Below are 26,957 nucleotides of genomic sequence, written 5' to 3'. Positions count from 1 at the left end.
GAGCCGGGAAGCGTCAAATAGGGGGGCGCAACCGAGCTTGCATGAACCTCAGATAAACAAGGAAATCCGTTGCTTTTGCGCCACACGGGGTTGAAATGCGGCCCATGGATTCCAAGGCAGCGGGCGCTCCGAGACGACGGGGCAGGGACTTTATCGCGCGGCACGGCGAAACCGTGTTCAACATCGCGGGAAGATTGCAGGGCGATCACCTTCATACGCCGCTGACGCGCGCCGGATTCGCTCAGGCCGACGAAATGGGCCGGGCCTTGCGCGCCGAACTCGGCCCGAAACCCGCGCTCACTCTGTGGGCCTCGTCGACCGGCCGGGCCCTGCAGACCCTTGCGGTGATTTGCGAGCATCTCGAGCTCGACTGGCATCAGGCAAGGACCGATGCGCGCCTCGTCGAGATCGGCATGGGCAGCTGGGGCGGGCGCTATTACACCGATGTGGTGGCCGAGGTCGGGCCGGTGTTCGATCCGGTGCACCAGATGCTGGCGCCCTCGCCGGACGGCGAAGTCTATCATCAGATCGTCGAGCGCGTCTCGGGCTGGCTGGCCGATACCGACCAGGATCCGGGCGACCGGCTGGTGATCATGCACGGCATCTCCAGCCGGGTGATGCGCGGCGTGATGACCGACGCGCCGGATATTCCCGCCCTCGGTGCCCCCGCCGCGCCCGGTCTGCCGCAGGGATCGGTGGTGATGATCGAAGGCGGCGTCGAGACGGTCGTCCATACCGGCACGGGCTATTCGCCGGCGTGAAACGGGCGCTGTTCCTGCTCCTGCTGGTGGCTGCGCCCGCCGCCGCGCGCGAGTCGCTCGGCATTTTCGACCATTGGGGCGCCTTTTCCGATGCCTCGCCCCGGCGCTGCTTCGCGATCGCCGAGCCGATGGCGCGGGGCCACGTGGCCGGCTGGCGACCTTTTGCCAGCATCGCGACCTGGCCGAGCCGGGCCGCGCGCAACCAGCTCCATATCCGCCTCAGCCGCGAACGCGACCCGCGCGCCCGGGTGACCCTGTCGGTCGGTGAGCGCCGCTTCGAGCTGATCGCCGGCAATGCCGATGCCTGGGCGCCGGATTCGCGCACTGACGCGGCGGTCGTCGCAGCGATCCGATCGGGCCGGAGCATGAGCGTCGAGACCCTGGGCAAGGGCGGCCAGCCCTTTGCCGATGTCTATCCCTTGCGCGGCGCCGCGACCGCGATCGACGCCGCGACCCTGGGCTGCGCGCGCAGATAATCGATCAGCCCCTCGGCCAGATGGTCGAAGGTCGCCCTGATCCGCGCCACGCCGCGCATGTCCTCATGCATCACCACCCAGGTATCGAGATCGAGGTCGAACGCGTCGGGCATCACCCGGACCAGCGCGGGATCGCGTGCGGCGAGCGGGATCTGGCAGATGCCGATGCCGATCCCGGCGCGAATCGCGGCAAGCTGGGCGAGGTCGCTGTCGCTGCGGAAGATGAAGTCCTCGCGGCCGATCCGGTACCGGGCCTGTAGGGCGCGCAGCGTGGTGTTGTCATGCTCGACCCCGATGATGCCGATCGCCCGGAGCTCGTCGAATGTCCGCGGCGTGCCATGCGCCGCGAGATAGTCGGCGCGGGCGTGCAGCCCCAGCGGCACCGCGCCGATCCGCCTTGCGACCAGCGCATTCTGGGTCGGGCGGACCATGCGGATCGCGATATCGGCCTCGCGGCGCAGCATGTCCTCGTTGCGGTTGCTCGGCGACAGTTCGAACACCAGCGCGGGATGCATGCGGCGCAGCGATGCGAGGATCGGCGGCAGCACCTCGACCGCGATGATTTCGCTGGCCGAGATGCGCACCGTGCCCCCGATCTCCTGCGCGCCCGCCGATCCGGCACGCACAAAGGCATCGGCGGCCATCGCCATCGCTTCGGCATGATCGCGTAGCGCCATCGCTGCCTCGGTCGGCTGTAAGCCGCCGGACGAGCGGGTGAACAGCGGCACGCCGAGCGACGCCTCCAGCTCCTCGATTCGCCGCCGCACCGTCGGCTGCGCGACCGACAATGCCCGCGCCGCGGCGGAAAGGCTGCCCTCGCGCAGCACGGCGAGAAAAGCGCGCTGGCGCTCCCAATCGATGTTCATCAAAAATGTATAGGCCGACTCTATCTCCCTGACAATTTTCAATGAGGTCGAGTCGCCGCATATCACCGCCATCAACGTGATGGAGGCAGCAATGACGAACGGAAAGACGGCCCTGGTGCTCGGCGCAACGGGCGGCGTGGGCGGTGAGACGGCACGCGCGCTGATCGCGCATGGCTGGACGGTGCGTGGCCTGACCCGCACGCCGCGCTCGAGCGACGACGGCATCGCCTGGATCACCGGCGACGCGCTCGACCGCGACGCGGTAGTACGGGCGGCCGAGGGCGTCTCGGCGATCGTCCATGCGGTGAACCCGCCGGGCTATCGCGACTGGGAAAAGCTGGTGATGCCGATGCTCCACAACAGCATCGCGGCGGCCGAAAGCGTCGGCGCCCGGCTGGCGTTGCCGGGCACCATCTATAATTACGATCCGCGCTCGGTGCCTGTCGCACGGGAAGATTCGCCGCAGCGGCCGAACACGAAAAAGGGCGCGTGGCGCGTCGAGATGGAGCGCGCGATCGAGCAGGCGTGCGATCGCGGCATGCGCGCGGTGATCCTGCGCGCCGGCGACTTCTTCGGGCCGCGGCCGGGCAATAGCTGGCTGTCGCAGGGGCTGGTCACGCCGGGCAAGCCGGTGAAGCGGGTGATGTATCCCGGGTCGCGCGGCGTCGGCCATGCCTGGGCCTATCTGCCCGATGTCGCGGAGACCTTTGCGCGGCTGCTCGATCGCGATGCCGATCTGCCGGCCTTTGCCCGCTATCATTTCCGCGGTGTCTGGGATGGCGACGGCACCGTCATCGTCGACGCGATCCGCGCCGCCACGGGCAATCCCGGCATCAAACAGGGCGGCTTTCCCTGGGCGCTGCTGCCACTGATCGCGCCGTTCAACGCCACGATGCGCGAGATGATCGAGATGCGGCCCTATTGGCAACACCCGGTCGAACTCGACAATCGGGCGCTGGTCGAGATGCTGGGCGAGGAGCCGCACACGCCGCTGGCCGAGGCAATGACGACGACCCTTCGGGCACTGGAATGCGGGGTGGAGTAGAAAAACCCGACGAAATCGCCTATGTGCGCCGCCATGCTTGATATCCCGACGCACTCCATGCCCATCCCCGGGCACATCGACCCCGTGCCCGTCCCCCGCGCGCCGACCCTGCGCGAGGACGGCAAGGTCGACCTGATCGGCCTGCCGCGCGAGGCGATTCGTGCCGCGCTGGAAGAAGCGGGCATGGAACCGAAACAGGCCAAGCTGCGCGCCAAGCAGCTGTGGCACTGGATGTACAATCGCGGCGTGACCGAGTTCACGACGATGACCGACATCTCCAAGACTCAGCATCCCTGGTTCGCCGAACGCTTCGTGATCGGCCGGCCCGAGGTGGTCGAGGCACAGGTCTCGACCGACGGCACGCGCAAATGGCTGCTGCGCTCGCCCGACGGGCAGGATTACGAGATGGTGTTCATCCCCGATGCGGATCGGGGGACGCTCTGCGTGTCGAGCCAGGTCGGCTGCACGCTCAACTGCCGCTTCTGCCACACCGGCACGATGCGGCTGGTGCGCAACCTGACCGCGGGCGAGATCGTCGGCCAGGTCATGCTCGCGCGCGACGGCCTGGGCGAATGGCCGAGCCAGCCCGAGGGGCGCATGCTCACCAACATCGTGATGATGGGCATGGGCGAGCCATTGTATAATTTCGATGCGGTGCGCGACGCGCTGAAGCTGGTGATGGACGGCGACGGGCTTGCCCTGTCGAAGCGTCGCATCACCCTCTCCACCTCGGGCGTGGTGCCGATGATGGCGCGTGCCGGCGCCGAGATTGGGGTGAACCTCGCCGTCTCGCTCCACGCCGTGACCAAGGAAGTCCGCGACGAGATCGTCCCGATCAACCGCAAATACGGCATCGAGGAATTGCTCCAGGCCTGCGCCGATTATCCCGGTGCCAACAATGCCCGGCGCATCACCTTCGAATATGTGATGCTGCGCGACAAGAACGACAGCGATGCCGATGCGCATGAGCTGGTCCGGCTGATCCGCCATTACCGCCTGCCCGCCAAGGTGAATTTGATTCCGTTCAACCCCTGGCCCGGCGCGCCCTATGAATGCTCGACGCCCGAGCGGATCCGCAGCTTCTCGAGCATCATCTTCGAAGCCGGCATCTCGGCCCCGGTGCGCACGCCGCGCGGGCGCGACATCGACGCCGCCTGCGGCCAGCTCAAGACCGCGTCGGAGAAGAAGAGCCGCGCCGAGCTCGATCGCCAGGCCGAGGAAAAGCTCGCGGCGCTTGGCTGACCTTTTGCGTCAATATCTTCCGTTCGTGCTGAGCTTGTCGGGCCGAAGGCGGCCGGAGGCCAACCACTGCTCTTCCTTTGCCGGCCGCGGAAAAGAAGAGCAGGCCTTCGACAAGCTCAGGGCGAACGGAGGGTGATGGTGCCTGCGCTAACCTCTCTGGCCCTCGCCGCCGGTGCCGGGCTGCTCGCCGGCGCGATGAACGCGCTGGCCGGCGGGGGCACCTTCGCCACCATGCCGACCCTGATCGCCCTCGGCCTGCCCTCCCCCGTCGCCAATGCGACGAGCAACGTCGCGCTTCAGCCCGGACTCGGCGCCAGCGCCTGGGCCTATCGCAAGGATCTGGGGCCGCTCGCCGGTTTCTCCATGCCGGTGCTCGCCGCGATCACCTTTGCCGGGGGCCTGGCCGGCAGCCTGTTGCTCGTTGCGACGCCCGCGCGGCTGTTCGACATGGTCGTGCCCTGGCTGCTCCTGCTCGCCACGATCGTGCTCGCCTTTGGCCAGCGCGCGGCGGTGGCGCTGCACCGGCGCGTCACGATCGGCCCGAAGACGCTGGTCATCGCGCAGGTCCTGCTCGGCATCTATGGCGGTTATTTCGGCGGTGGGGTGGGGTTGATGATGACCGCGGCGTTCGGGCTGCTCGCGCATCAGGAACCGCACAAGATGGCAGGCGCGCGCACCCTGATGGTGGCGACCGCCAATGCGGCGGCGGCGCTGATCTTCATCGTCGCCGGCATGGTGCGCTGGATCTACTGCATCCCGATGCTGATCGGCGCGATCGTCGGCGGCTATCTCGGCGCGCGGCTCGGGCAGATCCTGCCGCCGCTGGTCATCAGGATCTGGACCCTGCTGATCACCGCGGTGACGACGGCGGTGTTCTTCTGGCGCGCCTACGCCTGAGCGGCGGGCGCGGCGGCGAAGAACATCAGATGGACCAGCCGGCCATTGTCCGGCCGGTCGCCGAAGGCGGCGCCCGAATTATGGAACATCCACGGGCTGAACAGGATCAGCCGGTTGAAGCGCATCGGCACCGTCATGGTCTTTTCCCAGCGCGACGGCTTCAGCGTGTCCTGGTTGACCACTTCCTCGATCAGCCGGTTGATGTCGGTATAGCCCGCGGCGAACAGACCGGCCTCGGTCTGGGGCACGCGTTCGAGCCCGGTCGGGCGGTGGCTGAAGAAATCGGTGCCGCCGCGGCAATGCTCGGGCAGCGAGAGATAGAGGATGCCCGAATAGAAACACGGATCGATATGGACGCCGCTCGCGCCCTTGTCGCCTTTCAGGGTCAGGCGGCAATGCTGGTGCGTCGTCCCGGCAGCGGGTTGTAACCGAACGCCCGTCCGCGACGAAACAGCATCGTCGAGGCCGGCGATCGGCAGCGGCCGGGTGGAGAGAAGCCCCGGATAATTGCCCTTCTTGAAGGCCGGATCATAATCGAGCGCCAGCGCCTGGGCGCGAAAGCTCAGGGGATCGCGCAGGAAATCATCGATGACCATCAGCGACGGCAGCATGGCCATGGCATGGCAGATTTGCCGACCGCGGGGAACGCCGGTTTTTACCTGCTATCGAGCGATAACAGCGAAAGAACAGGGAAATATTTTATTTTCTTGTTTTTCGGGCACGAAAACCGTCATTTTTCACGATATTATTCTGCTAAAACAACGGGATATGCTACACTTCCCTGATGTGCGGAACAGCGAAATCCGATGCGGGAACAGGGAAAATTCCGGAACAGCGTTAAGCCCTGAACGCGTTTGACGATGAGAAACAGCAGCGCGGGCCGAAGAGCTCGCGCGGTGCCCCCGTTGCACAAAGAGTGACGCGATTGAATCGACCCGGGCCCGATTGCGGCTCTACAACGGGCCCGAAATAAGGATATGCAACCGCCATGGATGATGCGCCCTTATCCCCCGAGACCGAGGCCGCGCGGCCAACAGGGGTGATCTACCGCCATGGGCTGGCGACGCGGCTGTGGCACTGGGTCAACGCCGTCACGATCTTCATCCTGCTCGGCAGCGGGCTGATGATCTTCAACGCGCATCCGCATCTCTATTGGGGTCTCTACGGCGCGAATTACGATCATGCCTGGCTGACCCTGCCGCAATGGCCCGGCTGGCTGACCATCCCGGCGAACTACAATCTCGCCATCGCCCGGCGCTGGCATTTGCTGTTCGCGCTGCTGTTCGGCTTCGGCCTGTTGTTCTTCATGGTGGCGAGCCTGATCAACCGGCATTTCCAGCGCGACCTGCGCGTCCGGGCCACCGAGTTGACGCCGCGCAGCCTGTTCCATGACCTGCGCGAGCATGTCGCGCTGCGCTTCCACGATCCGGAAAATCCGGGCGCGTTCAACATCTTCCAGAAGCTGTCCTATGTGCTGGTGATCTTCGTGCTGATCCCGCTGATGATCCTGACCGGCCTGACCATGTCGCCGGGCATGAACGCGGCCTGGCCCTGGCTGCTCGACCTGTTCGGCGGGCGGCAATCGGCGCGGTCGATCCATTTCATCGTCGCGGCCGCGCTGACCGGGTTCATCATCGTCCATCTCGCGCTCGTGATCATCGCCGGGGCCTGGAACGAAGTGCGATCGATGATCACCGGTCGCTGGACCATCCCGGAGGATGAGGCATGAGCCGCATCATCACCCGCCGCGCCCTGATCACCAGCGCGGCCGTCGGCGGCGCCGGCCTGCTGACGGGTTGCGACAAGGTCGCGAACGACCCGGGATTTCGCAAGATCCTGTTCGCGGGCGAGAAGATGAACCTGGGGCTGCAGCGCGCGCTGATGAATCGCGACGCGCTCGCCCCTGAATTCCGCCCCGACCAGATGTCGCCGCGCTTCCGCACCAATGGGACGCGCAACCCCAATACGCCCGATTATACCGCGATGCTAGCGGAGCGTTTCGCGCAGTGGCGGCTCCAGGTCGGCGGGCTGGTCGCGCGCCCGCTCAGCCTGTCGCTGGCGCAGATCCGCGCGATTCCGGCCCGAACCCAGATCACCCGGCACGATTGTGTCGAAGGGTGGAGCGCGATCGGCAAATGGCATGGGCCGATGCTCGGCACGATCCTGAAGGCAGCGGGGCTCAGGTCCGATGCGCGCTATATCGTGTTCACCTGCGCCGACCTGTTCAGGGGCAAGAATTATTACGAATCGATCGACGTGATCGATGCCTTCCATCCCCAGACCATCCTCGCCTGGGCGATGAACGATGCGGTGCTCGATGTCGGGCACGGCGCGCCGATTCGCCTGAGGGTGGAGCGCCAGCTTGGCTACAAGCACGCCAAATATGTCATGCGCATCGATGCGGTCGCTTCGCTGGCCGGAATCGGCAAGGGCAAGGGCGGCTATTGGGAGGACAATGTCGATTACGATTGGTATGCTGGCATCTGATTGTTAGGAGCCCATTTTATATGGCTCTGATCGATCGATTCCTCGCCGCTCGCGTCAAGCGCGGACAGCTTACCGTCCATCACGCCAACGGCACCGTCAGGGTGTTCGGCAAGCCGGATCCCGATCCGGATTTCCCGAACGTGACGATCCGCTTCACCGACAATGGCGCGGCCAATTTCATCACGCGTCATCCCAGCCTGGGGGCGGGGGAGGCCTATATGCAGGGCCGGATGGCGGTGGATGGCGAAGACATCATGGGCCTGGTCAAGCTGATGACCGCCAATGACCTGTGGGAACATGGCCTTGGCGGCCTCCATCCCAGCCGGGCCCGCCGAGCGGTCGGTGCGGTCACCCACCGCATCAGCCGAATCAACATGGCGCGCCGCTCGAAGAAGAACGTCGCGCACCATTATGATCTCAGCGACCGGCTGTACGATCTCTTCCTCGATGCCGACCGCCAGTACAGCTGCGCCTATTTCACGGATCCGGCCAATAGCCTTGAACAGGCCCAGGCGGACAAAAAGGCGCATATCGCTGCCAAGCTCGCGCTGAAGCCGGGCATGACGGTGCTCGATATCGGCTGCGGCTGGGGCGGCATGGCGCTCTATCTGCACGAGAAGACCGGTGCCAGCGTGCTCGGCGTTACCCTGTCGGAGGAGCAACTCAAGGTTGCCCGGCGCCGTGCCGAGGAAGCCGGCGTCGCCGACAAGGTGACGTTCGAGCTGATCGATTATCGGCATGTGACGGGCAAGTTCGACCGCATCGTCTCGGTCGGCATGTTCGAACATGTCGGCCCGGCGCACTACCGGACCTTCTTCAGGCAGTGCCGCAACCTGCTGACCGATGACGGCGTGATGCTGCTCCACACGATCGGCCGCGCAGGTGGGCCGGGCGTGACCGACGACTGGACCGCGAAATATATCTTCCCGGGCGGCTACAACCCGGCCTTGTCGGAGATCGTGCGGGCGCATGAGGGGCTGCGGTTCTTCCTCACCGACGTCGAGGTGCTGCGGCTGCATTATTCCTACACGATCGACCACTGGTACGAACGCACCGTCGCGGCGCGCGACGCCATCGTCGCGCTGTATGACGAGCCCTTCTATCGCATGTGGCAATTCTACCTGGCCGGTGCTTCCTGTGCGTTCCGCTATGGCGGCATGGTCAATTACCAGCTGCAATATGCCAAGAATCGCCACGCCTTGCCGATTACGCGCGACTATATGATCGAGGGCGAGCAGGCGATGCGGACCTAGAGCAAACTTAGCTGGCTGGCGTCACATCTTCCCGTTCGCCCTGAGCTTGTCGAGCCGAAAGCGAGCCAAGCTCAACGGCTGTTCTTTCTTCCGAGCAAGCGAAGAGCAGGGCTTCGACAAGCTCAGCCCGAACGGGGGTGGTGGATCAATCCAGCTCGAAAACGCGCTGGAGGTTTCGGTTCGCTTACCGCTTTTCCAGCCTGGCCTTCAGATCGGCCAGCCCGGCAAGCGCGCCGAGCGGCTTTGCCTCTTCCTCGCTGATCACGCCGGCTTCCTTCAGTACCGCCGCCGCGTTCGGCCCGCGCGGAAAGGGGTCGAGCGCGAGCGCCATGGTCTCCGCCGCCGCTTCGCCCAAATCGATCGCGGCGCCATCGAAGCTCATCGTGTCGAGCGCATCCTCGCTGAGCTCGACCTCGTCGCTTTCAGGCTCGTTCCCGGCGACGAAGCGAAGCGCGACGGGTTCGTCGACCGAGACGGGAATCGGATCGTCGGTGACGACACAGGCCTGAACCACCGCGGCCACCACTTTTCCGTGCGCGACCACTCCGGCCGCATCGCGGCGGAGACGGAAAATGCCGTCAAGCCGCTCGATTGCCTTCAGCCCGAAACGCGCCGCCAGCGCCGCCCGCTCCTCGGCATTGGCGGACACTTCGATCTCGCGTTCGCCCTCGCCGATCGTGTCGATCCGCTCGAGCCGGGAGAATTCGGGTACGGTCATGGCAGTTCGCCGGCGAGCAGAACGCCGGTCGGCGTCGCCGTCAGCGACTCGCGCAGCGCAAGCAGCGATTCGCGCGCATGAACCAGCGCCGTCGTTTCGGGCGCCGCGCCGCGATACAGGTTGCGGACCAGCGCGGCGTCCAGATCGGCCACGGTCGCTGCGTCGCGATAGGCACCGAGCCGGCCGCCGAGCATGCTCATCATCTTGCCGATATGCTTGCCGACGACGATGTCACCGATGCCGATCTCGCGCAGTTGCCCGTCCATGTCGTCGACGAAGCGCTCCGTCAGCTTCGCGCTGGGGCCGGCGGCGACAGGATCGCCCTCGAGCCGCAGCAGCACGAAGGAAAGGATGGTCGCGACCATGTCGAACCGGCCGTCGATCGAGTCGGGGACCCCGCCCTTTTCGTACCAATGGGGCAGGCGCGCGCGCGTGATGACCGCATTATAGAGCGGCAGCGCCTCGTCATCCCGGCTACCGAACAGCTTCGCGATCCATTGCACGTCTCAAGGTCTCCCGCGCGTGCCCTTGTTTGGCCGCGTTCATCCGCATATTGAGGCTGGCGGCGCATGATGCAATGCACTCGCGTTGCCGCGCCGGCGTGCCTGGAGAGTATGATGAGTGTGATTTCCGCCCGCTTGATGATGGGCGCCGCCCTGGGCCTCGCGACGATCGCCGCCGGTGGCTGCACGCCGCTGCGCATGCACCAGGGCTATGTGGTCGACGCCGACCTGGTCAATTCGGTGCAGCCGGGCGTCGACAATCGCCAGTCGGTGCTCCAGGTGCTGGGCAAGCCGAGCTTCGCCAGCCAGTTCAACCAGGGCGAATGGTATTATGTCTCCCGCGACACGCGCAATTTCGCGTACAACAACCCCAAGGTGACCAGCCAGACGACCCTGCGCGTCAGCTTCGACGCCAAGGGCAATGTGACCGCCGTGACCCGGACCGGCGCCGAGCAGATCGCAAAGATCAGCCCGTCGGGCGAAAAGACGCCGACGCTCGGCCGCAAGCGCAGCATCTTCGACGAGCTGTTCGGCAATATCGGCACCGTCGGCGCCGCCGGCATGGGCCCGGCGGGTGGCGACAATGGCGGCCGCGACACGCCGTAAACAGCCATTCCGGGCGGAACCCAACGCGCCTTCATCCTTTCTATCGCCTGACTGGGTGGTTCGCACCCCGTTCAGCGCGACTCGACCAGAAGGGTCGCGCGGCGGCACCCCTTTTCGGGTGTTTCCGGGAGAGAATGGAGAATATCATGCGTAAATTCATCATGCTGACGCTGATGGCGGCGACGGTGTTGCCGACGACCGCAATGGCGCAGTCGAACCGCGAAGTGCGCCAGGACCGGCGTGACCTTCGCCAGGAACAGCGCGAGCTGAACGATGCCCATCGTCGTGGCGACCGCGGCGACATTCGCGACCAGCGCCGCGACGTGCGCGAGGCCCGGCAGGAGCTGCGCGAGGACGTTCGCGACCGCAACCGCCGCTGGGGCCGCAACGACTGGAACAGCTATCGCAACCAGAATCGCGCGCTTTATTCGCGCGGCAACTGGCGCGCGCCGTTCGGGTACAACGCGTTCCGCCCGGGCGTGCGCATCCGGTCCAGCTATTACGGCCCGCGCTATTTCATCAACGATCCGTGGCGCTATCGCCTCGCGCCGGTCGGCTACAACCAGCGCTGGGTGCGGCACTATAACGACGTGCTGCTGGTCGACACCCGCCGCGGCATCGTGATCGACGTGATCCGCAACTTCTACTGGTAAGATCCTCGTCACCCCCCGGGCGGCATCGCCGCCCGGATATGGCCGCGTCCGCCCTCGGGTGGGCGCGGCCTTTTATCTGATGGTGAAGAGTGTCTGGTCCACCACCCGGCCGCTGGCATCGATCAGGCGCAGCCGGTGCTGGCCGGGCGCGGCGAGGATCTGGGGCTGCGAATCGGCCGCGCCGAGATCGCGCCGGTCGAGCAGCAGGCGGTGCGCGGTGACGTCGCCCGAGACGCCGACCGCAAGGCGCTGGCGGTCGGGCGGAATGTCGGGGTCGATCGCATAGACGCTGCCCGCGACCGGATTGACGATGCGCGGGCGGCGCGCGGCCTGGGGCGCGGCGGCGATCTCGCTCTGCGCGGTGCCGGCCAGGAAATATTCGAGGCGCGGCTGTTCGACATGGTTGGCGAAGCGGATCGCGCGCTGCTCGATGCCGGCGGGGCGCGGCGGCGCGACCATCTTGCGATCGGCGTTCAGCGCCAGCATCAGATCGCGCCACACCGGCGCGGCGCCGCTGGTGCCCGAGACGGCGCGCATCGGATCGCCCTCCAGATTCCCGACCCAGACCGCGACGGTGTATTTGTCCGAAAAGCCGATGCACCAATTGTCGCGCATCGCCTTGGACGTACCTGTCTTCACCGCCGCCCAGAAAGGCAGGCGCAGCGCCGAATCGAGGCCGAAGGTCGCGGCGCGGGCATTGGGATCGGCCATCATGTCGGCGACGATCCAGGCGGCCTGGGGCGTGGTGACCTTGCGCGGCGCTTCATGCGGGGCATCGGCGGTGAGGCGCAGCGGCGACCAGCGGCCGCCATTGGCGAGGCTGCGATAGGCATCGGCCTGTTCGAGCAGGGTGACCTCGGCTGAGCCGAGCGCGAGCGAGAAGCCGTAATATTGGCCATCCTCGGTCATGCCGCGATAGCCCGAATCCCACAGCCGGTCGCGGAACGGATCGACCCCGACGAGCAGCAGGGTGCGCACTGCGGGCACGTTGAGCGAGCCGGCTAGCGCCGAACGCGCCGAGACCTGGCCCTTGAAGCCGCGGTCGTAATTCTGGGGCACGTACAGGCCCGAGGCAGTGTCGAGCTGGACCGGCGAATCGTCGAGGATCGAGGCGGGGGTGAGATATCCCTTCTCGATCGCCTGGGCGTAGAGAAAGGGTTTCAGGGTCGATCCGGCCTGGCGATAGGCATTGGCGCCATCGACCGACGGCGCGGTCGAGGCCCCACCGATGCCGCCGACATAAGCGAGCACGTCGCCGCTGGCATTGTCGAGCACCACCACCGCGCCGTCGCGGGCGCGGGCGCCGCCAAGGCCCTGGAGCTGACGCTTCAGCGCAGTGATGGCGAATAACTGGATGCGGCGGTCGAGCGTGGTTTTGATGCGCAGGCCGGGTTTACGCAGCAGGCGGTCGGCGAGATGCGGGGCGAGGCCGGGGTCGAGCGCGAGGCTGCGCGTCGGGCCGAGCATCGAGGCGGCCTCGCCGGCGAAGCGGGCGCAATCCTTTTCGTGCGACAGGGCGCAGGCGCGGCGCGCGACCCGGGTCGAATCGGCCTGGGGGTCGGGGAGAAGCGCAGCCAGTAGCAGCGCATCGTCTCGGGCGAGCGCATCGGGCGTCTTGCCGAACAGGCCGAGCGCCGCCGCGCCGATGCCCTGCGCCTCGCCGCGGAACCCTGCGAGGTTGAGATAGGCCTCCAGGATCTGATCCTTGGTCCAGGCGCCCTCCAGCGCCCAGGCGGCGCGCATCTGGCGAATCTTGTCCCACCAGCGGCGCGAGCCGGGCGCGGCGAGCCCGGGCGCGAGATAGCCCGCGAGCTGCATGGTAATGGTGCTGGCGCCGCGGGCGCGCTCACCCTGGGCCCTGTCGCGCGCGACACCCGCCAGCGCGAGCAGATCGACGCCGCCATGGCCGAAGAAGCGCCGGTCCTCGGCGGCGATCAGTGTTTCTCGGGTGACGGTCGAGACCTTGTCGAGCGGCGTCCAGCCGAGCCGGCGCGCGGCGAAATCGACCCGCGCGCTGTCGATGAGGTTGCCGTCGCGGTCATAGAGCCAGGCTTCGGACGGATGCCAGGCTGTGCGGACCTGGACATAGCCGGGGAGGGGTGGGGGCAGGGTGGCGTAATCGATCGCCGCATAGATCAGGGCGACCAGGCCGATCCCGGCGAAGGTCATGCCTGCCTTGGTGCGCAACGCCGCCCAGAAGCTTGTCGCCCCATGGCGCATCCGCAGGTCGAGCGCCTCCAGTCGCGCAGCCGGGCTCTGGCCTTCGCCGGAAAAGAACCGCTCGATCCGTCCCAGTGCGCTGGTCAAATATGCGCGCATCTCACCGCTGCGCCACCGTTATCGGCGCATTGGGCAGCTGGGCGCGGATCGCGGGCGAATACATCGCCTCGACCCGCGACGGCGGCAGGTTGAACCGGCCCGCGCCGTTGAGGCGGACCAGATAGCTGACCGTCAGCTTGCCCTTGGGCAGCCAGGAGAAGAAGGCGCGCCACGAATCATTGCCGCGCTCGACATAAGCGAGCTGGGCGCCGACCTCGACATTCCACAGCTTGCCTTCCCCGTCCTGCGCGACGAAGTCGACGCCGCCGCCATTGCTGCCCTGATCGGCGAGGATCTTCGACTGGCCGCCGAGATCGCCGATGATCGTGCCGCCCGCCGGGATCGGATCGTCGATCACCACCCAGTTGCGTTCGGCCGTCGCCTCGACCGTGATCGTCACCTTCACGACGTCGCCGCGGGTCAGCACGCCCTTGGTCCGCGCCTGCACCACATCGACCTTGCGCGACAGGCGGTAGCCCGCGTTGAGCGGCTTGGTCAGCGGCACCGCGGCCGAGACCGACACGCTCGCCCAGGGCCCGGCCCCGCCCGATTGCGAGAGGCGGAGCGGGGTCTGCGTTGCGGGGAGCGGGAAGCTCGCCTGGCGCAGGTCGACCGTGAGCGGCCACGCCCTGGAGACGGTGCGGCTGCCCAACATGAGCGAGGTCGTGCCGGCGATCGCCTCGGCCGGGTAAAGCGTCGCGAACTTGCGTGCGGCGACGGTGCCCCAGGCATTGGCGGTGGTCGTGTCCCAATGGCCGCGGATCTGGCGCAGCGACACGCCGACCATCATCTTCGGCGCATCGTCCTGCCAGCCGGGCCGGCCGAGCGTGGCGAGCAGCGCCTTGATCGAGGCCTCGTCGCTCGACGACATCAGCCACCAGGCCGAGCTCGACGCATCGGTCAGATCGAGCCTTGTGCCCTCATAGGCGATGCGCGAGCGGATCACGCCTTCCGCAGCCGCCTTCAGCGCGGTGCCGTTGGCGAGGCCGGGGATCTTGTCGAGCGCCATCAGATAATCCGCGACGCTGGCGGTCGGCATCTCTTTCGGCGTGATGCTGATCTGGCCGAGCATCGCCGGCGTCGCCGCGCCGGCCCGGGCCAGCGCGGTGAAGGCAGCGACCTTTTCCAGGCGGACATCGCCATAGGTCTCGTGCCGCAGCCGGCCGTCGAGCACTGCCTTCAGCCCCTCGATCATGCGCGTGCGCGATGCCTCGGGGATGGGCAGGCCGGCATCCGCCGTCAGCGACAGGACATAGGCGGTGAGGATCTCCGATCCTTCCAGCGAGTCCGACGGCCAGAAGCGCAGCAGCCCGTCCGGCGCCTGATAGGTCGGGATCGCGCCGGCCAGCGCGGTCCAGCCCGCCGAATCGCCCAAAGCGACGATGCGCGACAGGCGCTGTTCGAAACAATCATAGGGATAGGCCGACATGAAGGCGCGCACCCCCGCGAGCGGCGGGGCGAGCGTGTCGTCCAGCTTGATGTCGACCAAACCGCGACCCGGCAGCGCGCCGGCGGGCGGGGCGATGGGGATCATCGTATCAGTCCCGACCCGGGCGAGCGTCGCCGCCCAGACTTCGACCGGCACCGCGGGTACGACGTCCTGGTTGACGGTGAGCTGGTCGGCCGCCTTGCCATTCTCCGCCCTGGCGCTGACGTGCCAGCGGAGATTGGCGACATTGCCCGGCGCGGTGAGGTTCCAGGCAACGGGTGTCGCGCCGCCCGCCGGGATGATGACGGTCAGCGGTTTGCCCTGCGCGACGCGTGGGGTGACGTCGATCGTGGCGGTGACTTTCATCGGCTTGTCCGAGCCGTTCCGCAGCGTGAAGCCCGCCGCGAAATAATCGCCGGTGCGCACCAAAGGCGGCAGGCCGGCGAAGATCGACAGGTCCTGCGCGGTCCTGACGCTCGCCATGCCGGTGCCGAAGAGTTGCGCGCCGTCGGTCGCGATCGCGACCAGCTTGAACGAGGACAGCGCGTCGCTCATCACCACCGGAATCCGGGCATGGCCGTTGGCATCGAGCGCGACGCGGCCCTTCCACAGCAGCACCGGCTGGAAATTCTCGCGGTTGAGACCCGACATGTCGTTGCCGCCACCGCCGCCCGCCTCGACCGCCTTGCGGCCGTAATGGCGCTTGCCGACGACCTGCATCTGCGCGGTCGAGGTGAGCACCGAGAGCGAGCGTTCGCCCATCATCGCGGTCAGCACGTCCCAGCTTTCATTGGGCGCGAGCTGGAGGATCGCCTCGTCGACCGCGGCGAAGGCGACATCGGCGGTGGCCGCCGGCTTGCCGTCGGGAGTCTTCACCTGCACATCGACCTGCGCGGTGTCGCGCGCGGCATATTTCTCCCTGTCGGCCTTGACCGCGACCTGGAGCTGATGCGCTTCCCAGCCGACCTTCACCTTGGCCATGCCGAGGCGGTAGGCGGGCTTGGCGAGATCGACCAGCGCGGTCGGCTCGGGCGCGGCGGGCGGGCCGCTGGCAAGGCCGAGGCTCTGTGCGATGCCGTGGACCCAGCTCCAGAAGCCGCCCTCTACGCGCCCGCGCACCGCCATGACCGAGACGAACACGTCGGGCGCGTACGAGCCCGGCATCTTCACCTCGACGACCGGATCAGTGCCCGACAGGGTCGTCACATAGGAGGACAGCACGCCCTCGCGCTCGACGGTGACCAGGGCGGTCGCCTCGCGGAACGGCATGCGCACCTGGAAGCGCGCGGTCTCGCCGGCCTTGTAGCTGGTCTGTTCGGGCACGACGTCCATGCGGTCGCCATTGTCGCCGCCGAACCACCAGTCATCGTCGCCGGCAAGCCAGACCGAACGGGTAGCGCGCGCCACATTGCCATTGGCATCGGTCGTCGTCGCGACGGCATAGACTTCGCCCGAGACGCCGGGATCGGCCTTGCACTGGGCCAGGCCCTGCGCATCGGTCGTCGCGGCGCAGGTGCCGGCGAGCTTCTCGGTCTTCATCTGGTTGTCATAGGCGTAGAAGCCGCCGATCAGCCGGCGCCGCGCGGTCAGGATCTTGCGGCTGTAGAGCGCGACCGAGATCTTCTGGTTGGCGATCGGCTTGCCCGAGGTGTCGAGCGCGACGAAGCGCAGGCGCAGATCGTCCTGCTTCATCAGCCAGCCATCGGTCTTGATGCCGATCTGCACCGCGGAGGGGAAGATCGGGATGCGGCGCGACGCGGTCAGCACTTCGCCGTTCGCGTCCTGATAATCCATCTCGACCAGCATGTCGGTCGCGCCGTCGAGGCCCTGCGGCACCTCGATCACCGATTTGGTCGTGCCGTCGCCGCCAAGCGTGGCGGGCAAGGTCTGAGTCGGCGGGAGCGGCGTCTGCTCCTCCTCGCCGTCGCCGTCGAGCGGCTTGGTCCCTTCCTGCACGGCGTTGCCGCCGAAGCTATAGCCCTCATAGCCCTCGGGCGTGGAGCTTCGCCCGAAATAGCCGACGCGCAGGTCGACCGGCAGGTTGGAGGCCCCACCCCCCGAGAGATAACCGACGAACAGGTCGAGCGGCAGCGTCCTGGGCCTGACCGCGGCGTCCTTCGGCCCGGTCACCGTCGCGCGCATGGTCGGCAATTTGTAGACGTCGACCTTGAACGACTGCGACGTGTAGATCGTCTTGTCGCCGACGATCACCTGCAGGTCGTAATCGCCCATTGGTGCGCCCTGCGGCGCGGTCCAGCTCGATTCGCCGATGCCGTTGGCGTCGATCTTGAGCGGCAGGTCGAACTGCGTGTCCGATCCGCGATGCGATAGACGCAGCGTCCCGTCGAGCGCCGGCGCCATGCCGAAGCCCGCGCCGATCGAGGTGCGCAGGATATGCTTCATGTTGATCGTCTCGCCCTGGCGGAGCAGCGCGCGATCGAACACGGTGTGGAGGATGTCGCCCTTGGCCTGATACCCGTAAGGCAGGTCGAAATCATAGGGCCGGATGCCCTCGCCCCAGGCGGTGAGGGTGAAACTGAAATCATCGCCTTCGCGCGCCGACACCATCAGCGGATGCGAACTGCCATTCTCGCAGCTGCCATAGGTTTCCGGCTCGGGCAGGCCCTGCGGCACGAACACGCCGCCGCTCGCATCGGTGGTACCGCGCGCGAATAGTTCGCCGGTACAGCTGTCGGTGATGCGCACCGCGGCGCCCGCGACCGGCTTGCCAGTGTCGAGATGCGTCACCCAGGCAAGGCTGCGTTCGCGGCCCCATTTGAAATGCACCGCCATGTTGGTGACGAGCGCCGCGGAGGCGACATAGCGCGGCGCCTTGCGGCCGAGCAGGGCCTGGCCGAGCACCGGGCTGGCCAGTTCGACGACGTAGAAGCCGGGCTTGCCGAGCGGGATGCCGACGACCTCGAAATCCTTGCCCTTGCCGGGCAGGCCGACCTGGAGCGGCGCCCCGCCGGCATCGGCGAGAATCGATTTCGAGCCGGTATCGTTGATCGTGATCGATTCCTTGCCCCGCTTCTCCTGATGGCTCTCGTAATCGTCGGCATCCGCGACGGTGCGCAGCCATTCGGCGACCTTGCCGTCGGAGCCGTCGACGCGCAGCGAGGTGCCGGCGATCGCGGTGCTGAGCCCCCGGAGCGAGGGCTCCACATTGCGGACCGTGACGGGCAGAACGCCCTGTTCCTTCGCCTCGAGAATGCCGAAGGGTGCGGCGAACTTCACCAGCGGCGGCGCCTCGTCGAAACGGACCTCGAGCGGGAAGCGCTCGGCATTGGCCAATATCCGGCCGCTCTCGTCCTTGACCCCGGCGGGCAGGGTCAGCTTCGCGACGGTCGCCGGCGGCAGCGGCGCCGAGAAAGTGATGTCGCTGATCGTCGCCTTCTTCTTTTCGTCCTTGTCGAACACCGGCGCGATCGCCTTGCCGTCGGCGGTGGTGATGCGGATCTGCTCGGCGAGGCTCATCGCGATCGGCGCGGTGAAGCGGACATGCGCTGCCTCCACCGGGCTGCACCCGGCCTGGGCATTGACGCGCGAGCATTCGAAGCGCGCGGTGAAGGGTTTGCGCACGGTGTAGTCGAAGCGCTGCTCGGTGCCGGCGAGCTTGCCGCCCGCGCCGGCGATCTTCGCGCCCCAGACCAGCGCCATGTCGCGCCCCGGCGGCAGCGGACGGCGGCACTTCAGCGCGGTGACGCTCGCATAGGCCCTTTGCCTATCGGCGGCGTTGGCCGGCACCGCCGCGGGCAGGCCGGCGCTTTCCAGGAAGCTGCGGACATTCCAATTGTCCGTGCCCATCTCGCCGAGCAGCTTGCCGGGCAGGTCTGCCGCGAGCACGTCGACCGGAATCTTCTCGCCGATGCCGTCGACCGCGCAATAGGCATTGGCGCCGACCGAGGAGACGGTGGCGGGCATATTGGCGGCGATCAGGAACACCTGATCCTCCTCGATCTCCCCGCCATATTGTCCGGGCAGCACGGCGCGCGCGACCGGACCGCCGGCATCGACCTTGAATTCCTGCTGGCCGGTCACGGCATAGCCGGAGACGCTTTTCAGCCCGCTCTTCACCGCGAAACTGCAGCTCGTGCCGCCGGGCAGGCCGCTGCTGAAGTCATAGACATAGGTTTGCGGATCGACCCAGCGCCCCTCGCCCTCCACGGCGCAGGTGACGCCGAATGGCGACGGCGCGCGCGGATCGCCGAGCGGGACCATCGGCTGGCTGAAGCGCGCGGTGAAGGACCGGATCGCGCCGCCATCGCCGACGCCGGGCGTCGCCATCACGACCTGGGGGCTGTTGTCGCCAAGCGCGGTGATGGGCGCGAGCGCCAGTCCGAGGAGTGCCAGACGCAGTGCGAGCTTCATCGAACTCTCCCGAAAGCCGCCCGCACGCTAAGGCCCGATCCCGCTTCAAGTCCAGCCGGAACTAGCGGTCTTCTGACGGCAATATCCGGACAATTCTGCCGCCGATTGCCGGGATCACCCCTCGATCGACCGTGCCGGCCGATATTCTCCGCGTCGCGCTTTCCGCGGCGCCCCGAACAGGATATCCGCCTTGGGCAATGGACATCTATCTGCCCATCGCCAACCTCTCGGTGAACGCGCTCGTCATCGTCCTGCTCGGCGGGGGCGTCGGGCTGCTGTCGGGCATGTTCGGGGTCGGCGGCGGATTCCTGACGACGCCGCTGCTGATCGTCTATGGCATCCCGCCCACGGTCGCCGCCGCCTCGGCCGCGAGCCAGGTGACGGGCGCCAGCGTGTCGGGCGTGTTCGCGCATTTCCGGCGCGGCGGGGTCGACACCAAGATGGGCGGCGTGCTGGTCGCGGGCGGCCTGGTCGGGTCGCTGTTCGGCGGCTGGCTGTTCAAGCTGCTCCAGGCGAGCGGCCAGATCGATACGGTGATCGCCATCGTCTATGTGCTGATGCTCGGCTCGATCGGCGGGCTGATGGCGCAGGAGAGCTGGACCGCGATTCGCGCCAGCCGCACGGGCGCGCCACCGCGCCCGCGCAAACGCCGGCACCATCCGCTGGTCGCGGCGCTGCCGCTCAGGACGCGCTTCTACCGTTCGGGCCTGTACATCTCGCCGCTCGCGCCGTTGCTGCTCGGCTTTTTCGTCGGCATCCTGACCATGCTGCTCGGCATCGGCGGCGGCTTCATCCTGGTGCCCGCGATGCTGTATCTGCTCGGCATGACCACGCAGGTCGTGGTCGGTACCTCGCTGTTCCAGACCCTGTTCGTCACCGCGATGGCGACGATGGTCCATGCCACCACCACCAAGGCCGTCGATATCGTGCTGGCCGCGCTGCTGCTGCTGGGATCGGTCGCCGGGGCGCAGGTCGGCGCGCGCTTCGCGACCAAGGTGAAGCCGGAATATCTCCGCCTCGCGCTCGCGATCATCGTGCTACTCGTCGCCTTCCGCATCGGCCTCGGCCTGGGCTGGCGGCCGGACGAGATCTATTCGGTCGAGCTGTCGTGAAGCGGTTGCTCCTCCTGCTGCTCGTGCCGCTGCTGATGGGCCAATCCAAGCCAGTGCTGGTCCCCGACGTCTCGCAGCGCGACATCGAGATCGCCTATAGTTTCACCGGCGCCGAACTGCTGCTGTTCGGGGCGATCCTCTATCCCGGCGGGCGGCTGCCGGACGACGACAAGCCGACCGACATCGTCGTGGTGGTGAAGGGGCCGGTCCAGTCGATCCTGGTGCGCGAGAAGGAGAAGGTGGCCGGCATCTGGGTCAATGCGGCCCGGCTGCGCTATCGCTCCGCGCCGAGCTTCTACGCCATTGCTTCGTCGCGGCCGGTTGCCCAACTGGTCGATCAGCGGACTCAGGCGATCTACGAGCTTGGCCTGAACAGCCTGCAGCTTTCCCCGGCAAGCAGCGCGCCGGCCGACGAGCAGGACCGGTTCGCGCGCGGCCTGGTCGACCTGAAGCGCCGGTCCGGCCTGTATTTCGAGGCGCCGGGCGCGGTCGAGATCACCGACGGGGTGCTGTACCGCGCCCGCGTGACCATCCCGGCGCGCGTGCCGGTCGGGCGCTTCACCGCGGAAACATTCCTGATCCGCGACGGCCGCGTATTGGCGGCGGCGACCCGCGACATCGACATCCGCAAATCGGGGTTCGAGCGCTTCGTCGCCCGCTCCGCCGATCGCTGGTCCTTCACCTACGGCTTGACGGCCGTGGCCCTGTCGATCCTGTTCGGCTGGACCGCCGGATGGGTTGCCCGGCGCTTCTAGGAGCGCGGCGGCACGCCGCCGGCACACTCAATATTTACCAGTCTTCGGCATAGCTCGGGTGAACGACACCGGGGGAAACCGAGGAATGACCGAGATACTGGGCAGCCATGCTTTCGAGAATGCCGCGCCCGCCGGTACCGGTGTCGCGCTGCCCGAAGCAGCGGGTGACGCCATCGGGTTCGTGTTCGAGATATCCGGATCGAGCAGCCAGGTGATGCTGGATGCGCGCGCGCTCGAGCTGGCCGCGCGGCATAGCGACCCCGTTGCGGCCAGTGCCGGCCAGGTCGGCAGCCAGATCAAGATGCGGGTCGGCACCGCCTGGCTGATCGCCAATATCCGCTCGCTGAAGCTGGCCGATGGCGCGGGCGACCGCATCGCCGCCCAGGTCGATTTCCTGGGAGAGGGCGATGAGGAAAGGCTGACCGGCAAGCTGTACAAGTTCCGCCGCGGCGTGACGCGCTATCCCACGCCGGGCTGCCGTATCTTTCCGGTGACCACCGCCGACCTGAAGCAGATCTACGCCGCGGACGACCGCGCCAATATCGAGATCGGCACGGTCTATCCGACCAGCGACATCCGCGCCGCGCTCTATGTCGATGCGATGCTGGGCAAGCATTTCGCGCTGCTGGGATCGACCGGTACGGGCAAATCGACCAGCGCCGCATTGATCCTCCACCGCATCTGCGATCTCGCGCCGCAGGGCCATATCGTGATGGTCGACCCGCACGGCGAATATAGCGCGGCGTTCAAGGACAATGGCGCGCTGTTCGACGTGTCCAACCTGCAGATGCCCTATTGGCTGATGAATTTCGAGGAGCATTGCGAGGTGTTCGTCACCTCGAGCGGCTCCGAGCATCAGATCGACGCGGACATTCTCGCCAAATGCCTGTTGATGGCCCGCGCCAAGGGCCGGCTGGGCCAGGAAATCACCAAGCTGACGGTCGACGCGCCGGTACCGTATCTGCTGAGCGACCTGACCAATCTGATCCAGCTCGAAATGGGCAAGATGGACCGCGCCGGCGACACCGCGCCCTATCTGCGGCTGAAGACCAAGATCGACGAGATCAAGGCCGACCCGCGCTACAGCTTCATGTTCTCCGGCATGCTCGTCGCCGATACCATGGCCGGGTTCATCGAACGCATCTTCCGCCTGCCAGGCGGGGGCAAGCCGATCTCGATCATCGACGTGTCGGGCGTACCGTCGGAGATCACGTCCGTCGTGGTCGCGGTGCTGAGCCGCATGGTGTTCGACTATGCGATCTGGTCACGCGGCGAGGCGCAACGCCCGATCCTGCTCGTGTGCGAGGAAGCGCATCGCTATATCCCGAACGAGCGCAATGCCGACAGCTCCTCGGTTGGCCGGATCCTGAGCCGGATCGCCAAGGAAGGGCGCAAATATGGCGTGTCGCTGGGCCTGATCACCCAGCGTCCGTCGGACCTTGCCGAAGGCGTGCTGTCGCAGCTCGGCACGATCATCTCGATGCGCCTGAACAATGATCGCGACCAGGCATTCGTCCGGGCGGCCATGCCGGAGGGCGCGCGCGGTTTTCTCGATTCGATCCCGGCACTGCGCAACCGCGAATGCATCATCTGCGGCGAAGGCGTCGCCATCCCGATCCGGGTGTCGTTCGACGGGCTGGAAGAGAGCAAGCGCCCGGCCTCCGAGGACCCGCTCTTCTCCGAGCTGTGGCGCGAAGTCGGCAACGAAGACCTGATCATCGGCCGAACCTTGAAGCGCTGGCGCTCACAGGGGCGCTGACATTCTCCCCCTCCCTGACAAGGGAGGGGTATCAGCGGGCGCCGGGCTTCACTGCCATCAGGCTGGCATAGCGGGCCTTGAACGCGCGCAGCGCATCGCCCGAGAGCTGCGCGATACTGGTGAAGGACATGGAGCGCGGATTGACCGCGATGCCGTTCTTCCAGACTTCCCAATGGAGGTGCGGGCCGGTCGACAGGCCGGTCGAGCCGATATAGCCGATCACCTGCCCCGCGGCGACGCGGGTGCCGGCGCGGACCGCGATCCGGCTCATATGGCCATATCCGGTGCCGATGCCGCCGCCATGCGCCAGCTTCACGAAATTGCCGTATCCCGCATTGCGTCCGGCAAAGGCGACGATACCGGCCATCGCCGCATGGATCGGCGCGCCATAGGGGGCGCCGATATCGAGCCCCTTGTGCATGCGGGTGAAGCCGAGCAGCGGATGGCGGCGCAGGCCGAAGGTCGAGGTGACATGGCCCGCGACGGGCATGCCCATGGTGCCGCGCCGCTCATACTGGCCCGACGCCTCATACCATTGGCCGTCATTCCATTTGATCAGCCGCGTCTTCTTGCGGGCCTGGTCGAGCCCGGCGAACATCAGGCCACCGATCTGGACTTCGCCGGTCGCCGCGCGGGCCTGTTCGACGATGATGTCGAACGTGTCGCCGGCGCCGACGTCGCGGCCGACCGAGAGGCGCGTCGCCATCGCCTTGATATAGGCCTCGACGATCTTGGCGGGCACGCCGGCGGCGCGCGCCGAACGATAGAGGCTGCGCCCGGCCAGCCCCTGGAAACGGGCCGGGGTGTGATCGATCACGATCGGGTGGCGCGTCAGGACAAGCGCGCCGTTCACGCGCGACACGCTGAGATTGAGATCGAAGCGCGCGCGGAAGGACAGGAGCTCGAGCGGGCGGGCGACGGTGCGGTTCGGGCGGCGCCCGAGCGTCATGTCGATCGGCGTGCCGGGCTTGAGCTCGGCGGTGCCGACCGCGCCCGAGACGAGCTGCGCGGTGGTCGACGCTTCGCCTTCGGACACGCCGGCGCGCCGCAGCACGCGCGTGAAACTGTCGCCGGTGCCGAACAGGGTCGTGACGTCGATGATCGGGCGTTCGGGCGTTTCGGACAGCGGCGCGACCAGATCGTTCGCGGCCATGTGCCGCCCGGTATCGGCGCCCCAGGCGAGCGGCGCGATCGATTGGGCGCGCGCCTCGTCCCAGTCGGCGCCGTCGAGCGCGGGCGGCGCGATACCCGGAATCGTCCTGTCGAAGCCGGGCGCGAACATCCAGGTGGCGGCGCAGAGCGCGGCACAGGTCGCGGCGCCGCGCCACCAGTCGAGCGAGCCGATCCGCGATCCGAGATCGGGCGTCCAGTCGATCCGGCCGATCGCGTCGCGCAGGCGATCGATCGTCCGTGGTTCCGCCACGGGGACGATCGCCCGGCCGAACGACAGGGTTGCGGTGCCCCCCGTCAGATCCGAGCCATGATCACTGCGCAAGAACAAAGGCTGTCCGCCCCCAAGGTCGCGGCGCCGACTGAAATGACTGAACCCCCCGGCGCGAGGCCGCATGACTGTGGCGGCATTGTCCTAAAGTCAAATTAAGGAACGTTTCCAGGCAGGGCGGGCGCGGCGAAACGTGGCGGCCCTGCGACGATTCGCCATAGGGGTCGCGCATCCCGAATCCATCAAGCATTCGATATGGTTAGGGCAGTTTTCGATTGTCGCAGGTTGCGCCGGCGCGATCGGCACGCGATGTTGGTTTCACGATGAGGCGTGACACCGACATTCCGGTCACCGCGGTGCTGGGCCCGACCAATACCGGCAAGACCCATTTGGCGGTCGAGCGGCTGTGCGGCCATTCGAGCGGCATGATCGGCTTTCCGCTGCGGCTGCTCGCCCGCGAGGTCTATGACCGGGTGGTCAAGATCAAGGGCGCCAACCAGGTCGCGCTGATCACCGGCGAGGAGAAGATCGTCCCGAAGGACGCGCGCTGGTTCCTCTGCACCGTCGAGAGCATGCCGGTCGACCGGGACCTGGCCTTTGTCGGGATCGACGAGGCGCAACTGGGCGCCGACCCCGAGCGCGGGCATGTCTTCACGGACCGTATCCTTCGCGCGCGCGGCCGCGAGGAGACGATGATCCTTGGTTCCGAGGCGTTGCGGCCGATGCTCAAGGCGCTGGTGCCGGGGATCGAGATCCTCAACCGGCCGCGTTTCTCGACCTTGAGTTATGCCGGCGCGCGCAAGATCTCGCGCCTGCCCAAGCGCTCCGCGATCGTCGCCTTCTCGGCCGAGGAAGTCTACGCCGTCGCCGAGATGCTGCGCCGGCTGCGCGGCGGCGCCGCCGTGGTGATGGGCGCGCTTTCCCCGCGCACGCGCAATGCCCAGGTCGCGATGTTCCAGGCGGGCGAGGTCGATTATCTCGTCGCGACCGACGCGATCGGCATGGGGCTGAACATGGACGTGTCGCATGTCGCCTTTGCCAGCCTCGACAAGTTCGACGGGCATCGCCAGCGCCGGCTGACCGTGGCCGAGATGGCGCAGATCGCCGGGCGCGCCGGGCGGCACCAGCGCGACGGGACCTTCGGCGCGCTGGTCGAGGAAGGGCCGGGCGCGTTCACGCCCGAAGAAGTGCTGGCGATCGAGGAGCACCGCTTCCCGCGGCTCGACTTCCTCTACTGGCGCGACGGCGCCCCCGACATGGCAAGCGTGGATGCGCTGATCGCCAGCCTGGAAGCGCGTCCGGCCGAGCGCGTGCTGCGCGCGGCGCCGCAGGCGACCGACCTCGCGGTGCTCAAACGCCTGGCCGAAGAGGCGTGGGTGCGCGACCGGGTGCGCTCGCCGGCGATGGTCAAAAGGCTCTGGGCGGCGGCGGGCCTGCCCGATTTCCGCAAGCTTGGCGTCGACCCGCATGCCCGCTTCGCCGGGCGGGTGTTCGGGCATCTCAGCGAAGGCAGCGGCCATATCCCGCACACCTGGTTCGCCGAGGAGATCGCGCGGCTCGACAATGTCGCGGGCGATGTCGAGACTCTGGCCGGGCGGATCGCGGCGGCGCGGAGCTGGGCCTATATCGCCAACCGGCCCGACTGGCTGGCCGACCCGGCGCACTGGGCGGCGCGCGCGGCCGCGGTCGAGGAGCGGCTGTCGGACGCGCTGCATCTCAGCCTGACTCAGCGCTTCGTGGACAAGCGCACGACGATGCTGCTGCGCCAGATCGGTGCCGACAAGGGCGCCCTGCCGGTGACGATCGGGCCCGAGGGCGAAGTGATGGTCGAGGAGCATGCGATCGGGCGGCTCGACGGCTTCCGCTTCACCGTCGCCGCCGACGCGCGGCATGGCGACAAAAGGCTGTTGCTGGCGGCGGCCGAACGCCGGCTGGGCGATGAGCGGGCGCGGCGAGGGGAGAAGCTGGCGGCAGCCGAGGATGCGGCGCTGGCGATCGACGACAGCGCGCGACCGGCGATCCTGTGGGAGGGGCTGCATGTCGCCGAACTGAGCCCCGGCCGTGCCAGCCAGCCCGGGCGGTCCGCCCCCGACCGCCCGGGCTTTTTGCCAAGGACCTTCCCTCTACCCCGTTTCGGGCTGAGCTCGTCGAAGCCCTGCTCTTCTCTTCCACGGCAGAAAGAACAGCCCTTCGACAAGCTCAGGTCGAACGGAGGGAAGGTACGTCGACCCGAACAACGCTCTACGACCCGAACAACGCTCTAC

General features: G+C 67.4%; 22 protein-coding genes. 15 read left to right on the top strand and 7 right to left on the bottom strand.

Features of this window, described 5'->3' with window-relative positions:
- The first annotated feature begins 104 nt into the window (after window positions 1–104).
- Both AC1DX5_RS10240 and AC1DX5_RS10235 read left to right on the top strand, forming a co-directional pair.
- A complete protein-coding gene (locus tag AC1DX5_RS10240; RefSeq protein ID WP_478015510.1) occupies window positions 105–761 on the top strand; it encodes a histidine phosphatase family protein in 657 nt (218 codons plus the stop codon).
- Entirely contained in the window at window positions 758–1,237 is a 480-nt protein-coding gene (locus AC1DX5_RS10235; protein WP_478015244.1) for a hypothetical protein, read from the top strand. The genes AC1DX5_RS10240 and AC1DX5_RS10235 overlap by 4 nt, the downstream gene beginning before the upstream one ends.
- On the opposite strand, the gene AC1DX5_RS10230 is transcribed toward AC1DX5_RS10235, so the two are convergent.
- On the bottom strand, window positions 1,174–2,103 hold the full coding sequence (locus AC1DX5_RS10230) for a LysR family transcriptional regulator (protein ID WP_478015243.1): 930 nt from the start codon (window positions 2,101–2,103) through the stop codon (window positions 1,174–1,176). The genes AC1DX5_RS10235 and AC1DX5_RS10230 overlap by 64 nt on opposite strands.
- Before the next feature lie 91 nt (window positions 2,104–2,194).
- On the opposite strand from AC1DX5_RS10230, the gene AC1DX5_RS10225 reads away from it, so the two are divergent.
- From AC1DX5_RS10225 to AC1DX5_RS10215, 3 genes are all read left to right on the top strand, one after another.
- Entirely contained in the window at window positions 2,195–3,148 is a 954-nt protein-coding gene (locus tag AC1DX5_RS10225; RefSeq protein ID WP_478015241.1) for an NAD-dependent epimerase/dehydratase family protein, read from the top strand.
- Window positions 3,149–3,181: 33 nt separating this feature from the next.
- Window positions 3,182–4,390 carry a dual-specificity RNA methyltransferase RlmN gene (gene rlmN, locus AC1DX5_RS10220; RefSeq protein ID WP_465175214.1) on the top strand — a complete coding sequence of 403 codons (1,209 nt, stop codon included), beginning with the start codon at window positions 3,182–3,184 and terminating at the stop codon, window positions 4,388–4,390.
- Window positions 4,391–4,525: 135 nt separating this feature from the next.
- Window positions 4,526–5,287, top strand: coding sequence for a sulfite exporter TauE/SafE family protein (locus tag AC1DX5_RS10215; protein WP_478015239.1), 762 nt, complete (start codon window positions 4,526–4,528; stop codon window positions 5,285–5,287).
- Here AC1DX5_RS10215 and AC1DX5_RS10210 read toward each other — a convergent pair.
- Window positions 5,278–5,883, bottom strand: coding sequence for a DUF6445 family protein (locus AC1DX5_RS10210; RefSeq protein WP_478015238.1), 606 nt, complete (start codon window positions 5,881–5,883; stop codon window positions 5,278–5,280). The genes AC1DX5_RS10215 and AC1DX5_RS10210 overlap by 10 nt on opposite strands.
- Between AC1DX5_RS10210 and AC1DX5_RS10205 the strand changes: the two genes are divergently transcribed.
- The 4 genes from AC1DX5_RS10205 to AC1DX5_RS10190 all read left to right on the top strand — a co-directional run bounded on the left by AC1DX5_RS10205 (window position 5,876) and on the right by AC1DX5_RS10190 (window position 9,027).
- Window positions 5,876–6,145 carry a hypothetical protein gene (locus AC1DX5_RS10205; protein WP_478015237.1) on the top strand — a complete coding sequence of 90 codons (270 nt, stop codon included), beginning with the start codon at window positions 5,876–5,878 and terminating at the stop codon, window positions 6,143–6,145. The genes AC1DX5_RS10210 and AC1DX5_RS10205 overlap by 8 nt on opposite strands.
- 130 nt (window positions 6,146–6,275) lie before the next feature.
- On the top strand, window positions 6,276–7,016 hold the full coding sequence (locus AC1DX5_RS10200; RefSeq protein ID WP_478015235.1) for a cytochrome b/b6 domain-containing protein: 741 nt from the start codon (window positions 6,276–6,278) through the stop codon (window positions 7,014–7,016).
- Window positions 7,013–7,774: a molybdopterin-dependent oxidoreductase gene (locus tag AC1DX5_RS10195; RefSeq protein ID WP_465171126.1), complete on the top strand. Its 762-nt coding sequence runs from the start codon at window positions 7,013–7,015 to the stop codon at window positions 7,772–7,774. Before AC1DX5_RS10200 ends, AC1DX5_RS10195 begins: the two co-directional genes overlap by 4 nt.
- 20 nt (window positions 7,775–7,794) lie before the next feature.
- The gene (locus AC1DX5_RS10190) at window positions 7,795–9,027 is read left to right on the top strand and encodes a class I SAM-dependent methyltransferase (protein ID WP_465171125.1); all 1,233 of its coding nucleotides are present in this window, start codon (window positions 7,795–7,797) and stop codon (window positions 9,025–9,027) included.
- A 184-nt stretch (window positions 9,028–9,211) separates the two neighbouring features.
- On the opposite strand, the gene AC1DX5_RS10185 is transcribed toward AC1DX5_RS10190, so the two are convergent.
- Both AC1DX5_RS10185 and AC1DX5_RS10180 read right to left on the bottom strand, forming a co-directional pair.
- Window positions 9,212–9,745, bottom strand: a complete 534-nt coding sequence (locus tag AC1DX5_RS10185) for a YceD family protein (RefSeq protein ID WP_478015234.1) — start codon at window positions 9,743–9,745, stop codon at window positions 9,212–9,214.
- Window positions 9,742–10,248: a ubiquinol-cytochrome C chaperone family protein gene (locus AC1DX5_RS10180; protein ID WP_465171123.1), complete on the bottom strand. Its 507-nt coding sequence runs from the start codon at window positions 10,246–10,248 to the stop codon at window positions 9,742–9,744. The genes AC1DX5_RS10185 and AC1DX5_RS10180 overlap by 4 nt, the downstream gene beginning before the upstream one ends.
- A 114-nt stretch (window positions 10,249–10,362) precedes the next feature.
- Here AC1DX5_RS10180 and AC1DX5_RS10175 point away from each other — a divergent pair, with 114 nt between their 5' ends.
- A complete protein-coding gene (locus tag AC1DX5_RS10175; protein ID WP_465171122.1) occupies window positions 10,363–10,854 on the top strand; it encodes an outer membrane protein assembly factor BamE in 492 nt (163 codons plus the stop codon).
- Between the two features lie 146 nt (window positions 10,855–11,000).
- Entirely contained in the window at window positions 11,001–11,507 is a 507-nt protein-coding gene (locus tag AC1DX5_RS10170; RefSeq protein WP_465171121.1) for an RcnB family protein, read from the top strand.
- Between the two features lie 72 nt (window positions 11,508–11,579).
- Here AC1DX5_RS10170 and pbpC read toward each other — a convergent pair whose 3' ends face one another.
- Window positions 11,580–13,676 (bottom strand): penicillin-binding protein 1C, encoded by a 2,097-nt coding sequence (pbpC, locus tag AC1DX5_RS10165; protein ID WP_478015508.1) that lies wholly within the window; start codon window positions 13,674–13,676, stop codon window positions 11,580–11,582.
- 151 nt (window positions 13,677–13,827) lie between these two features.
- Window positions 13,828–19,626 carry an alpha-2-macroglobulin family protein gene (locus AC1DX5_RS10160; RefSeq protein WP_478015232.1) on the bottom strand — a complete coding sequence of 1,933 codons (5,799 nt, stop codon included), beginning with the start codon at window positions 19,624–19,626 and terminating at the stop codon, window positions 13,828–13,830.
- 197 nt (window positions 19,627–19,823) lie between these two features.
- Between AC1DX5_RS10160 and AC1DX5_RS10155 the strand changes: the two genes are divergently transcribed.
- From AC1DX5_RS10155 to AC1DX5_RS10145, 3 genes are all read left to right on the top strand, one after another.
- Window positions 19,824–20,738: a sulfite exporter TauE/SafE family protein gene (locus AC1DX5_RS10155; RefSeq protein ID WP_478015231.1), complete on the top strand. Its 915-nt coding sequence runs from the start codon at window positions 19,824–19,826 to the stop codon at window positions 20,736–20,738.
- 35 nt (window positions 20,739–20,773) lie between these two features.
- Window positions 20,774–21,493 carry a TIGR02186 family protein gene (locus AC1DX5_RS10150; protein ID WP_465174015.1) on the top strand — a complete coding sequence of 240 codons (720 nt, stop codon included), beginning with the start codon at window positions 20,774–20,776 and terminating at the stop codon, window positions 21,491–21,493.
- A gap of 85 nt (window positions 21,494–21,578) precedes the next feature.
- Window positions 21,579–23,252, top strand: a complete 1,674-nt coding sequence (locus AC1DX5_RS10145) for an ATP-binding protein (protein ID WP_465175207.1) — start codon at window positions 21,579–21,581, stop codon at window positions 23,250–23,252.
- 31 nt (window positions 23,253–23,283) lie between these two features.
- On the opposite strand, the gene AC1DX5_RS10140 is transcribed toward AC1DX5_RS10145, so the two are convergent.
- On the bottom strand, window positions 23,284–24,753 hold the full coding sequence (locus AC1DX5_RS10140; RefSeq protein WP_478015229.1) for a peptidoglycan DD-metalloendopeptidase family protein: 1,470 nt from the start codon (window positions 24,751–24,753) through the stop codon (window positions 23,284–23,286).
- A 263-nt stretch (window positions 24,754–25,016) separates the two neighbouring features.
- On the opposite strand from AC1DX5_RS10140, the gene AC1DX5_RS10135 reads away from it, so the two are divergent.
- On the top strand, window positions 25,017–26,957 hold a 1,941-nt coding region (locus tag AC1DX5_RS10135; protein WP_478015228.1), incomplete at its 3' end, for a helicase-related protein.

It is taken from the genome of Sphingomonas sp. P2_B6, assembly GCF_056404755.1.
This window is presented reverse-complemented; position numbering and strand designations above follow the sequence as displayed.